This is a genomic window from Lachnoclostridium sp. An138 (assembly GCF_002160765.1).
In the GTDB taxonomy this organism is placed as follows: Bacteria; Bacillota; Clostridia; order Lachnospirales; family Lachnospiraceae; genus Laedolimicola; species Laedolimicola faecalis.
In genome coordinates this window covers 31,517-43,993 of record NZ_NFLF01000017.1, presented here as the reverse complement: position 1 = coordinate 43,993, position 12,477 = coordinate 31,517, and the positions used below count along the sequence as shown (strand labels likewise).

10 protein-coding genes and 1 riboswitch are annotated in these 12,477 nt (G+C 50.4%); of the genes, 6 read left to right on the top strand and 4 right to left on the bottom strand.

What is annotated here, in order from left to right; translation table 11 throughout:
- Positions 1 to 15: 15 nt before the first annotated feature.
- Both B5E82_RS13465 and B5E82_RS13460 read right to left on the bottom strand, forming a co-directional pair.
- Positions 16 to 1,041 carry a sensor histidine kinase gene (locus B5E82_RS13465; protein WP_087308079.1) on the bottom strand — a complete coding sequence of 342 codons (1,026 nt, stop codon included), beginning with the start codon at positions 1,039 to 1,041 and terminating at the stop codon, positions 16 to 18.
- Entirely contained in the window at positions 1,038 to 1,727 is a 690-nt protein-coding gene (locus tag B5E82_RS13460) for a response regulator transcription factor (protein WP_087308078.1), read from the bottom strand. The genes B5E82_RS13465 and B5E82_RS13460 overlap by 4 nt, the downstream gene beginning before the upstream one ends.
- 282 nt (positions 1,728 to 2,009) lie before the next feature.
- Between B5E82_RS13460 and B5E82_RS13455 the strand changes: the two genes are divergently transcribed.
- From B5E82_RS13455 to B5E82_RS13440, 4 genes are all read left to right on the top strand, one after another.
- A complete protein-coding gene (locus tag B5E82_RS13455) occupies positions 2,010 to 3,422 on the top strand; it encodes an amidase domain-containing protein (RefSeq protein WP_162610781.1) in 1,413 nt (470 codons plus the stop codon).
- Between the two features lie 266 nt (positions 3,423 to 3,688).
- The gene (gene acsV / locus B5E82_RS13450; protein WP_087164056.1) at positions 3,689 to 5,617 is read left to right on the top strand and encodes a corrinoid activation/regeneration protein AcsV; all 1,929 of its coding nucleotides are present in this window, start codon (positions 3,689 to 3,691) and stop codon (positions 5,615 to 5,617) included.
- A 173-nt stretch (positions 5,618 to 5,790) separates the two neighbouring features.
- Positions 5,791 to 6,438, top strand: a complete 648-nt coding sequence (locus B5E82_RS13445) for a DUF3786 domain-containing protein (protein WP_087308101.1) — start codon at positions 5,791 to 5,793, stop codon at positions 6,436 to 6,438.
- Positions 6,439 to 6,554: 116 nt separating this feature from the next.
- Complete coding sequence (locus B5E82_RS13440) at positions 6,555 to 7,433, top strand: sirohydrochlorin cobaltochelatase (protein WP_087308076.1); 879 nt, start codon at positions 6,555 to 6,557, stop codon at positions 7,431 to 7,433.
- A 210-nt stretch (positions 7,434 to 7,643) separates the two neighbouring features.
- On the opposite strand, the gene B5E82_RS13435 is transcribed toward B5E82_RS13440, so the two are convergent.
- Complete coding sequence (locus tag B5E82_RS13435; protein WP_162610780.1) at positions 7,644 to 8,219, bottom strand: folate family ECF transporter S component; 576 nt, start codon at positions 8,217 to 8,219, stop codon at positions 7,644 to 7,646.
- Positions 8,220 to 8,314: 95 nt separating this feature from the next.
- Positions 8,315 to 8,424: riboswitch (THF riboswitch) on the bottom strand.
- A 208-nt stretch (positions 8,425 to 8,632) separates the two neighbouring features.
- Here B5E82_RS13435 and B5E82_RS13430 point away from each other — a divergent pair.
- A complete protein-coding gene (locus tag B5E82_RS13430) occupies positions 8,633 to 9,469 on the top strand; it encodes a putative manganese transporter (RefSeq protein WP_087308074.1) in 837 nt (278 codons plus the stop codon).
- Between the two features lie 247 nt (positions 9,470 to 9,716).
- Here the strand turns inward: B5E82_RS13430 and B5E82_RS13425 are convergent, their stop codons facing one another.
- Positions 9,717 to 11,324: an IS1182 family transposase gene (locus tag B5E82_RS13425; protein WP_087308073.1), complete on the bottom strand. Its 1,608-nt coding sequence runs from the start codon at positions 11,322 to 11,324 to the stop codon at positions 9,717 to 9,719.
- A gap of 226 nt (positions 11,325 to 11,550) precedes the next feature.
- On the opposite strand from B5E82_RS13425, the gene B5E82_RS13420 reads away from it, so the two are divergent.
- Positions 11,551 to 12,438 (top strand): CPBP family intramembrane glutamic endopeptidase, encoded by an 888-nt coding sequence (locus tag B5E82_RS13420; RefSeq protein ID WP_087308072.1) that lies wholly within the window; start codon positions 11,551 to 11,553, stop codon positions 12,436 to 12,438.
- Positions 12,439 to 12,477: the final 39 nt, after the last annotated feature.

Below are 12,477 nucleotides of genomic sequence, written 5' to 3'. Positions count from 1 at the left end.
TGTATTATGCGTCTGTCAGCTCAGCAAATATACTGAAAAAACCGTACCTTTCCCCACCCTGGATTTTACGCTGATATAGCCCTTCTGGCGCGTCACAATGCCGTTTGCCAGATAAAGTCCCAGGCCTACGCCCTCCTGGGCGGCGGCTTCCTGCCCGCGGTAAAAGCGCTGGAAGATATCGTTGTAATGTTCCTCGGGAATCCCTGTGCCCGTGTCCGTAATGTCAATGCGGGTGTAGAACTGCCAGGGGCGCACGGTAATGGCGACGCTTCCGCCGCCGGGCGTATATTTGACGGCGTTGTCCAGAATGTTGCCAAGAGCCTCCGCAGTCCATTTGGGATCGTGCTGCACGGTAATCCCGCTGTCGCAGTCTGCCAGAAGCGCGATGCCCTTTTCTTCCGCCCTGGCCCAGACGGTACTCATGGCGGCGGCAATGGTATCCTTTAAGGGCGCTTCCGTTATATGAAGGGCAAAGGTTCCGGTTTCCAGGCGGGACATTTTGATCAGGGACTGCAAAAGAAAATCCAGCTTGTCGATCTGACCGCTCATGGTTCCCAGAAATTCGTTCCGCTTTTCCGCGGGAAGCGCGGGATTTTTCAGAATTCCCGCATAGAGACGCAGGTTTGCCACAGGTGTCTTCACCTGATGGGAGATATCGCTGACCAGTCCCTGAATAGTCTCTTTGTCCTTCTGGCTCTGGAGCTTTCCCTCGTTCATAATGTCGTAATATTGCAGAAGCTTACCCTGGACCCGGGAGGTCAGGGAATCTTCGTAAGGGTGATAATCCTCCGGCTGGCGGCCGGACATAAGCGCGTCCAGGGTCTCGCAGATCTCGCCCGCAAAGGAGGAGATCTGAAGGCGCTGATACCAGTTCAGCAGCCCTGCGGCTGCAAGAATTCCGGCGCAGACCGCAAGCAGACAAAAGCGGACGGAGGCTCTGGGGACGAATTTCCACAGAAGCCAGAGCAGGAGAGCGATGAGCAGAAGCATGAGAAGAAGGATGGAAAAACGCAGAAATTTTATGTTTTTATGCTTTCTCATGTAGTTCCTCCTGTCCAGATATAGCCCATGCCCCGGACTGTCTTAATGTAGGGATGGTCATCGTCTTCGATTTTGGCCCGCAGCCGGTTCATGGTCACGGTGAGGGTATGATCATCGATGAAATTTCCGCCGCTGTCCCAGAGACGCTCCAAAAGAAGCTGGCGGGTGAGAATCCGCCCGGAATTCTCCGTCAGCGTCTTCAGAAGCTTGTATTCGTTGGGGGTGATGGCCAGCTTTTCTCCGCCGCGGACTGCGGTGAGAGAAGAAAAATCGAGAAGCAGAAAGCCGTCGCTCCAGCGGTCTGCCGGAACAGAGGGCTTCTCCTTTCCTCGCCGCAGCGCCACTTCTATCCGCCGCAGCAGGATTTTCATGTTGAAGGGCTTGGTTACATAGTCCTCAGCGCCCATGTCAAAGCCGGAGAGCACGTCTTCCTCCAGATCATTGGCCGTCAGAAAGATGACCGGAAGCTCCGGGCGGAGCTTCTTGATTTCCCGGCACAGGTCAAAGCCGTTCCCGTCCGGCAGGTTTACGTCCAGAAGGACCAGGGAAAAGCGCTCCTCCCGCACAAGATAGCGGGCTTTAGCGCAGGTATAGGCAGCGGCAGAGGAATAGCCGCCTGTATCCAGTTCAAAACAAAGACCGGCGTTCAGGGCCAGGTCGTCTTCCACTACTAAGATCCGTTCCATAAAAACAGCACTCCTTATGTTGCTGGAATGATTGCAGAGCCGCGCAGGCACGGTTGTTCATCCTGTGCAGCTTCTGACAGACATACGACACACGAAAGAGCCGTATTGACGCCACGGATTTAAGTATATCAGAAATTCGGAAAATGAAAAGAGAAAATGGAAAGGCGGCAGACGTCAGGGCGCAGTCCATGCGAATCGGCTATAGACGTTCATAGAGAGCGGGTATTGGACGAAACGGCATTTGACTTGTATAGTATAATGGCAGGAAAGGAGACGAACGAAGTGAACAGAATTTACAGAAGAGAATTGGCAGTTCTTTTTGCTCTTTTATTCGCGGTTCTTGTGGGCTGCGGCAGGGGCGAAAGTCCGCAGACACTGCCTTCCCCTCAGAAAGAAGCAGATGTACAGGAAGAGGCGGGCACAGCCGGACAGGATGTAGCAGAAGGGGCTGTGCAGGGAGCAGAGGAACAGAAAACGGAAAACTCCGATGAGGAACAGGCTGAGACGGGCGGAAATTCCTGGACAGTCCAGGGAAGCGGGAGCATCTCGGCAGGAGATACGCTGTCAGGAGCGGCGGTCCTTACGGCAGAGCAGCAGGAGCCGGTTCTGGCTTTCATGGACGCTTATTATCAGAGCATGGCATACCTTCAGCTTCAGGATTTGAGCGGCCTGTTTACCGAGGATGAGGAACATGCCCGGTTCCGCGCGCAGGTGGACGGAACTTCCTGGACCGCAGTGACGGACAACAGCACCCAGGAAGAGATGCACCGCGCCGTCTTTGAGATGATCCTGGGAATCCGCCAGGCATCCGGACTGGATCTGAGGTTTCTTTCTTATGACTATGAGCTGGAAGTGCAGAATATAGAGGAGCAGGCAGATGGCTGTGTTCAGATAGAAGCTGTGGAATACGCGGATATGCGTTTTTCGCATACGCCGGATACGAACAGCCAGGTCACCGGCGTCTGGCATTCTTTTGTGATAAAGGAAACGGATGGACAGTGGCGCCTGACACATCATGCAGCCTATGATTCCGCCTATTTTTCTTTTATCCGCTGGAAAAATTCCGCAACGGGAAGAAGTACGGGAGGAACCTCTGCCGGGGAGTTCGCGGCTATGGCTGAGGAAAGAATTCAGAATGCACGGGAACAGATAGAGAGCCGGGAAGCGGCGGCGGACGGCAGAACCGGTGCAGCGGCAGCCGATCATGCTTACGACAGGGAAGCCGCGGCGGCTTACGCCAGAGAATGGGCCGGAGAGCGGAATCCCCAGTGGGGCGTCTATGACGGCGCAGGAGGAAACTGTATGAACTACGTGTCCCAGTGCCTGTATGCCTCCGGTATACCGATGGACCAGTCGGGAGATGCGCAATGGTACTGGTATTCCGATTCCAGCAGGGCTCCTGCGTGGACAGGAGTGGATTCCTTCCGGGATTATGTCATGAACAACAGCGGTTACGGACTTTGCGCGCAGACAGACGTTCCCTGGAATTCGGGGGACATCGGAGATGTGATTCTGATGTCCACGGCCGGGAACTATCATCATGCGGTCATCATTACCCAGGTGGTGCAGGATGAAAGCAGCGGTACTGTGGATTACCTTATCTGCTCCAATACCGGAAATTACAGAGACTTTCCCGTGTCCGCCTATGTGTACGCGGAGCAGGAACTGGTGCGGATCGCGGGCTGGAACGGCTGAACAGGTGAAAAGGTACGCCAGGAGGGGCAGAAGCGGACAGTGGCCGCAAATTGAAAAACAGAAGACTTGGGAATAGACGGAAGCGCTTCGATGTGCTATAATCATAACGTCGGCCTGGGCCGCGTCCGCTTGGCTCACTGCCGCGGAAATAAAGGGAGAACTCAGGCGGGAGCGGGGCATTCCGCACCGCTTTGGAAAAACAGCCGCAGGAAGATGAAACCGGCAGGAAAACGACAGCGGCGGGAAGAACGGGAGGAAGCAGACAGATGGCAAATGTGACATTTCAATTTGAAAACGGGGAAAAGGTGATGGTCTCCACTATGGCAGGAGAGAATCTTCTGGAGACTGCGCGCAAATCGAATGTGGTGATTGACGCGCCCTGTTCCGGAAACGGTTCCTGCGGAAAGTGCAGGGTGAAGCTTTTAAGCGGAAAACTGGATTCCAGACAGACCCGCCATATCAGCGATGAGGAATACGCGGAGGGATGGCGCCTGGCCTGCTGCAGCCATGTGGCGGGAGACGTGGAGATTATGGTTCCGGATATTGCGTCTGCCTACAGAAGCCGCATGAAGGTGGCTGATTTGAGCTCCCCGGAAGAAGTAAGAATCTTTGATGAGTCCAAAGAGAAGGTGGAGGAAGCGGGACTTCCGATGAAGAACAATCTCAGGATTGTATCCGTAAAAATGAATCCGCCAAGTCTGGACGATACAATGCCGGATATCGAACGGCTGATCCGGGCCCTTCAGAAAGAGACGGGGATTGAGCACGTACGGGTGCCTTATTCTGTGCTGCGCCGTCTGCCGGATGTGCTTAGAAGCAGCGATTTTGATGTGCAGTGTGTGATCAGCCAGAGTAAGAGCCATGTCTTTGTCTATGAAGTATCAGGAAGCAATGAGAATCTGATTGTGGGAGGCCTGGCGGTCGATATCGGAACCACCTCAGTGGCGGCTGTCATAGTCGATATGACCAACGGAAAGATCCTGGCCAAGGCTTCCACTGGAAACGGACAGATTCGTTATGGAGCGGATGTTATCAACCGTATTATCGAATCCACGAAGCCCGGCGGACAAAAGCGGCTGCAGGACGCTATCGTTTCTGAGACGCTGAATCCGCTGATTCAGCAGATGTGCCGGGCGGCAGGAATCAGTCCCCGCCATATTTTCCGTCTGGCAGTGGCGGGCAACGCCACGATGAATCACCTGCTGATGGGGATCAACGCGGACCCGCTGCGGATGGAGCCGTATATTCCGGCCTTCTTTAAGACGAATTCCTTCTATGCGTCGGATATCCATCTGAACGTACATCCGGACGCACATATTATCATGGCGCCCAATATCGGAAGCTATGTGGGAGGAGATATCACGGCGGGCACACTGGTCAGCATGCTGTGGAACCAGCCCCACTTCTCACTGTTCATCGATCTGGGAACCAACGGCGAGCTGGTATTCGGAAACTCTGATTTCATGATGAGCTGCGCCTGCTCCGCAGGACCTGCCTTCGAAGGAGGCGATATCAGCTGCGGCATGCGCGCCACAGACGGCGCCATCGAGGCATGTACGATTGACAAGGAGACCATGGAACCCACGTTCCAGATCATCGGAGACGAGGGACAGAAACCGGTAGGCCTGTGCGGTTCCGGTATCATTGACGTAATTGCGGAGCTGTTCCGCTGCGGCATGATCAGCCCCAAGGGAAAATTTATCCGGGAAGGAAAGAGAATCAAGCACGACGCCTACGGTATGGGAAGCTATGTGCTGGCCTTTGAAGAAGAGGCAGAGGGCACAAAGGATGTAGAGATCACCGAGGTGGATATTGACAATTTTATCCGTGCCAAGGGAGCGATTTTCTCTGCGGTCCGCACGATGCTGAAGAGTCTGGATTTCGACATCAGCATGATCGAGCAGGTATATGTGGCCGGAGGAATCGGAAGCGGCATCAACATGCAGAATGCTATCAATATCGGCATGTTCCCGGATATTCCCATCGAGTATTATCACTATATCGGCAATTCCTCCCTGTCCGGCGCCTATGCCATGCTGCTTTCCACAAAAGCAGAGCGCAAGGTCTATGAGCTGGCCCAGAACATGACTTATCTGGAGCTTTCCACGGAGCCTGGATACATGGATGAGTTCGTGGCCTGCTGCTTCCTGCCTCATACGGACAGCAGCCTGTTTCCGTCAGTGACTCAGAAATAGACAGAGACAGGAAACGGCGGCGGAAAATAGAGACAGAAATTAGAGCAGAAACATAAATGAGCAGATACGCATACCGGCCGGAGCTATATGTCCCGGCCGGCATGCTGTCATAAAGCATGAGACTGTGTCGGGAAGAAAATCCTGAGAAGGTCTCAGGAAAGAGAGATGAAAATATGGATTTCCCTTATGAAAAGGACAATAAAGAACGGATTCCCCTGGAGCACTATCTGAGCGAATATCGGAATATCGATCCGAAGGAAGCGGCCGAGCGCTGCGGTGTAGAGTATGACGAGGAGAAGCAGCAGTTTCATATCCGGCTGATGGGCTTCCGCTATCTGGTAGATTTTCCGGAATTTGCGGTGCACAAGGAAGACGAGAATGAGGAGGGCGCTTTTCTTCTGCTGGACATGGTTCCGGCGAAGATAATTGTGCTGCGCTTTCTAATTTCAGCCCAGGTGGTAAAGAGCAGCGGCAAATACCTGACCTACCGGGAAGTGCCCTGGGGCGAAGTATATTTCCGCCAGTTTGAGGGACGCTGCCTGATGAGGCTGAAATTTGGCTTCGGTTTCAAGCTGGACAAATTTGCGGAAGGCATGGAAAAAATACCAGGCGTGAAGAAGCTGAGCCTGGGCGATGTTTCCTATGAATTTGAATTCATCAATGGTCTTCATGTGCGCTTCATTCTCTGGGCCGGAGACGAGGAGTTCCCGCCATCCTCTCAGATCCTCTTTGAGGACAACTTCCCCTATGCGTACCAGGCAGAGGACCTGGCTGTGGTGGGTGATATTTCCATCTCTACACTGAAAGCTCTGGCAGCCTGAACCCCACCGAACGGGGATGAGAAAAGGAAGAGGCATGGAAAGACAGACCAGAAGCCGGACAGAAGAAGTATAAAAAGAGCGGATAAAAGAAAGGCAATAGCAAGGAGACAGGAGCAATGAAGGATTCCAAAAAGGCGATTCTGGTGGTGAGCTTTGGTACAAGCTTTCACCGGACCAGAGAGAAAACCATTGACAGAATAGAGAAAGATATCGAAGAAGCTTATCCGGATTACCGGATTTACCGGGCCTGGACCAGCAAGCTGATTATTGCCAAGCTGCTGCGCCGTGATCAGATTCGGGTTTTCACGGTTTCCGAGGCTGTGGAACAGATGATCGAGGATGGAATTACCGAGTTGATTGTGCAGCCGACCCATGTGATCAACGGAGTGGAAAACGATCTGATGAAGGAGGATGTGCTGGGGAGGCGGGACGCTTTTGAAAGCGTGGCCTTCGGTGATCCGCTGCTGACCTCCCAGGAAGACAATGAGGCAGTGATTCATGCGGTGATGGAAGAGTTTCCGGACTTGAAGGAAGACGAGGCGCTGGTACTGATGGGACATGGAACCACGCACTATGCCAATTCCATCTATGCGGCCCTGGATTATACGTTTAAGGATTTGGGATATTCCAGAGTATTCCTGGGAACAGTGGAAGCTTATCCGTCCATGGAATCCCTGAAAAAGCAGATCCGCGCGCTGGGACCCAGAAGACTGATACTGGCGCCCTTTATGGTGGTGGCCGGCGACCATGCGATTCATGATATGTCCGGTGAGGATGAGGATTCCTGGAGAAGCCAGTTTGAAAAGGAAGGCTATGAGGTAGTCTGCAGGATGCAGGGGCTTGGAGAGTATCCGGGTATCAGGAGAATGTATCTGGATCATGTGCATGCGGCAGAGGAGAGGCTTCGGGAGGTCTGTCCGGCAGAAGAGCACAGGTCCGTTGAAACGCCGTTCGGAGAAGCTTCCATGGAGGATAATCAGATATTTCCTTTATAAAAACTCAGAAAATCTCTTTTTAGGAGCTAAATTTAGGAGGTAAATTTAGGAGCAGACGTGACTCGTGTAAGCCACGCCTGCTCCTGTTTAAGGTTATCTATCTCCCGACAACCCTTTGTCTGGTATAATAAATAAGTATGTGCCTGACGGCAGTTATGCTTGGAACTGTCTGGGTTCGTTCAGCTTTCAGGGGGGATGCCGGCAGTTTTTCTACTGCCGGGATGCCTTGAGAGCCGGCGAGACGGTCAGGATAATCCGTGAAAAGGCCTTCATGAAGACAAAGAGCAGCACAGAATTTACGCCCAGAGAAACCGTGTTCTTAATCAGGCGGATGGTGAAGAGATACTCCCATTCCATGCCGTACATAAAATGAAGCCACATGGTATTAAGCGTGCAGGCAATGATAAACTCTGCCAGGCCCGCTGCGAAAGCGCGCAGGGGAGTAATCTTTGCCCGGTAAAGAATCAGGCCGAACAGAAAACCGAGAATCGCGTAGCTGATGGTAAAGCCAGGGAAAAAGGGACCTGTCTGGGGAGCTGCGAAAAAGCTGATGACATCGCCCGTAAGTCCTGCTGCCATACCCATAACAGGGCCGCCGCAGGCGGCTGCCGCGGCCAGAGCCAGAAAGGCAAAACGGAATTCAAGAAATTCGGTCATTTTGATGCTGAAGAAGGAGAGAGCCACGTAAGCCGCCACAAAAAGGCCGCAGAGACAGATGCTCTGTACCTTCTTCAAATTTTGAAACTGTTCCCGGAACGCAAAAGCGTCTTTTGAAAATAACTGCATAAAAAATACACCTCCTGTAAGTGTGTCAGGTAAAATAAATAATATCGAGACTGTCCCAGCCCGATCTCCTCCACACATGAGATGTACTCATCTGCAGCAACGGGTGCGGATATTATATCGTAAGACCAAGCTCTCATGCTCTGCTTTTCGTTTCGCGGCAACTCCCCAGCCAGCGAACACTTGACGCATAAAATCCTACTTCGCTATTATTTATTTTCCAAAAACTTTCTCCAGCTTAAGCGGGAGAGATGAAGGTTAGAAACCCTGTCCTTCATCTGAGGCCATTATAACATATTACTATAATAATGCAATGGATATTATTAAATTTTTAACAAAGATTTTTCTTTCTCTTGCGCGTCAGGCAGGAATGTGGTATTCTGTTAGCCTGTTAGAACAGAAAGTGAGATGAAGTTATGATACTGCATGCGCTGGAACATGCGTTTCTGGATACGATTAGAATGGTACCCTTTTTGCTGGCGGCCTTTCTGGCACTGGAAGCGCTGGAGCATTATTCGAATAACTATATGAACCGTATACTCGGAAAAGTGGGAAAGGCGGGGCCTGTAGTGGGAGCCCTTTTCGGCTGCGTTCCCCAGTGTGGTTTTTCCGTGGCGGCGGCCAACCTGTATTCCGGAGGCGTCATTACTCTGGGAACTCTGCTGGCTGTCTTCCTTTCCACTTCGGATGAAGCGGTGCTGATTCTGCTGGGAAATCCGGGAAGCGGGGGAGTCATTGCGCAGCTTTTGATAGGAAAGGTGCTCATAGGAATTCTGTTTGGCTATTTGACAGACCTGATTCTGAGAAAGAAAAAGGAAGAAAAACACATTGAAGATTTATGCAGAAGCTGCGGCTGCAGCGGCCACGGCGGCATTCTGAAGCCGGCTCTCCGCCACACGCTGCGGCTGACAGTCTATATTCTGGTCTTTACCCTTGTGCTGAATCTTCTGCTGGAATGGATAGGAACAGATACGCTGACTGCTGCTTTGGGACGGGACACCTGGTTCCAGCCCCTTCTGACAGCTCTCCTGGGACTGATTCCCAACTGCGCTTCTTCTATATTGATTACAGAGCTTTACCTGGCGGGGGGATTGAGCTTTGCGTCCGCTATGGCCGGGCTCTGTGCCGGAGCCGGCGTGGGGCTGGCTGTCCTTTTTAAGACCAACCATCCCGTGAAAGAAAATGTGGCAATTCTGGCTCTGCTGTATGTGATTTCGGCAGCAGTAGGAGTCATCCTGGAGATCTTTCTTTAATTTCTGTCTCTGAAGCAGCGAAAAAATGTGAAATGACCAGGCCGGGTCTGGGAGACCGTTTCCATTGATACTCCGGGTCCGGCTCTATTCCCGCGGCCAGTTTGGAGAGTGTCGCAAAATTATCAAATTAGATGATAGAGTGACTCCCTCGCTTAATCTAAAGGGAAAACGGAAGTAATCTCACCTGTACTGTGGCTTACTTCCGTTTTTTGGCGTACTTTAATAAAGATATTTGTTTTTTCTATTTTTAAGCAAGTTTTTTCACAGGAAATAAATGTTTTCCTGTTCGGTCATTCTGTATTTTCGCGTGAAGTTTATTGAGATTATACCCCATACTAAGTAAAAGAATCTCCAGTTTTACTTTGGTTTTCCCACGGAGTAAAAATCTTTGAAATTCGTAATCGTTTTTCAGGACTCCGAATGCTCCTTCCACTTGGATCGAACGGTTCATCCGATATAGAATCCCTGTCTCGCTTAGGATATTTTCATAGGATTCCTGGCGTTTCTCTAAAAAACTTTTAGAGACGTACAGTCGTTTATTCCCTTTTGCTTTCGTACATTTCTCTTTATAAGGACATCCGATACAATCTTCACATTCGTAGACGGTTACTTCCGATTCATACCCGCTCTTACTTGTCTGCTTTTTCAGGAAGATCGGCTGCAGTTTCTTCCCGGCATGGCAGGTATAGGTATCTGTTCCTTCATCATAACCCATGTTTTCCCGTTTACTGATATCCTTTTTAAAACTCCTCTTTTTCCATTTCTCATACGTCTGTGGTTTGATATAGGGCTTTTGTTTCTGCTCCCTCAGATAGCTGTAACCTTCTTCGCTTTCATATCCCGAATCTGCCGTTACACTGGGATAACGGAATCCAAGATTTTCTTCCATTCTTTTCAAGAACGGAACAAGAGTCCAGACATCATTACGGTCCTGGAAAATGTCCACTGCCACAATGTATTCACTGTCCACTGCAATCTGTACGTTATATCCCGGTTTCAACTGGGCGTTGCGCATATGGTCATCCTTCATGTGCATGAATGTGGCATCCGGATCGGTCTTGCAGTAATTATTCCGCCCCTGAAAACTGGCGGTGTGCCAGTCGTAGATTGTCTGACGTTCCAGAAAACGCCGGAACAGTTCCAGATATTTCTGGTTACGACTTTTGCGCTTTCCTCTGCCATGGACAAAAACAGTATGCTGTTCTTCGCAGATCTGTTCCAAAAATCGGCAGATCTCCTGAAGATCCTGTGTCCTTGTGGCTTCAGTTACCTGAAAACTTTGTATGTATTCCTGATTCAAAAGCAAAACTGCCTCCTGTATCTTCTGGAACATTTTTGTTTCCCATTTCCCTACAGATTTTTTCCAGACGAAAGTATATTTGTTTGCACAGGCCTCCAGTTTTGTTCCATCAATAAAAACGGTTTCCTTCGACAGCTCGCCCGCATTTTTCAGTCTCTTTACCATTTGATAGAAGAGAGCTTCACAGGCATCCGCCAGGAATCCGGTACGGAAACGTGCGATCGTGCTGTGGTCAGGTGCTTTCTGCCCGGCAAGCAGCCACATAAAGTTGATATCTCGTCTGCATGCCGTTTCGATTTTTCTGGATGAATAAATGTTCTGGGAATAAGCATAGGTCAGGATCTTGAACATGGCCTTAGGGTCTACTGCCGGATTTCTGCCTTTGGCAGAGTAAGCCTGATACAGCAAGCTGTAATCTAATTCCTCCAATTCGTGGCTCAGCAGTCGGACAGAATCATCATCAGGAACCAAACCTTCCAAATTTAATGGCAAAACCAGTTGATAAGGCTCGCCGAATTCGGTATAATTTTTATGGTATTTTTGGTTAGTAGGCATATCTAATTATACCATGGATTACGGACTCTTCGGGGTCCGTTTTCTGTTTTCAAGCATAAAAATGGAGCCATTGCTCCATAGATGATTACTCATCTATTTTGCAACGGCCCCTTGACTTTCGTAAAAAAAGTTTAAATTTTCGTTAAGATTGAATGGCTGATATAGTTATTTGCAGTAAATTTTGATATGATAGACAGGAATTTAGGAAACTGGAGGACTGTATTTTATGAAGAAATTAGGATGGTATCTGATGAGCTTCGTTCCGCTTGTGGGAATGCTTGGAATTCAGCTTGTCGTTACAATTGCTGTGATGATGGCCTGGATAATAACCGCCGGGTACGAAGGAGCGATGCAGATCTATACGGACAATGCCATTGTGGTGGTTACATGGATGCATGTATCGACGCTTGTGGTTATGGGGCTGTGGTACTGGCTTTATGTAGTGCGCAGACAGAAGAAAGCGGGAATTCCCTTTGCCGGATTTTTTACCGGAAAAAGCTTTGGCTTTACCGTGATGCTGGCGTTCGGAGCTCAGCTTCTGATAGGGCTTATTTTGACAGTATGGCAGTATGCGGCGCCGGATATGATTGAAGCTTATAATCAGATGATGGAGGAATCCGGCATAGCGACCACGGGCTTCCTGTCTATTATCGCCACGGTAATCCTGGCGCCCATAGGAGAAGAGATAATTTTCCGTGGGCTTACCATGGAGTACCTGAAAAAGGCCGGAGCCGGTTTTTGGGCGGCCAATGTGATCCAGGCGTTTTTCTTTGGCTTCGCCCATTTGAATCTGGTTCAGGGAACCTATGCGTTTCTTCTGGGTCTGACCTGCGGCTATGTGGTCTTGAGGTACCGGTCTCTTCTGGCTGGAATTGCGGTACATATGGTTTTCAATGCCTACGGAACCTTCGTGACACCGCTTCTGAACATGATTTTCGGCTCTGAACCCTCAGCGGCGGTAGAAATTGGCTGTTATGTGGCAGCCATTGTGTTTGGCGCGGGGCTTTTCGCGGCTGGTCTGATACTGGTAAAAAAAGATTTAAAAGAAAAGGAAGAAAGAGAAGAAGCGGAGCAGTCTGTGTATGATGGCGCTTCTCCCATGCTTCATTCATAAAAGCGGTGGAAAAAGGGAGCTGCTGCAAAATAGATGAGA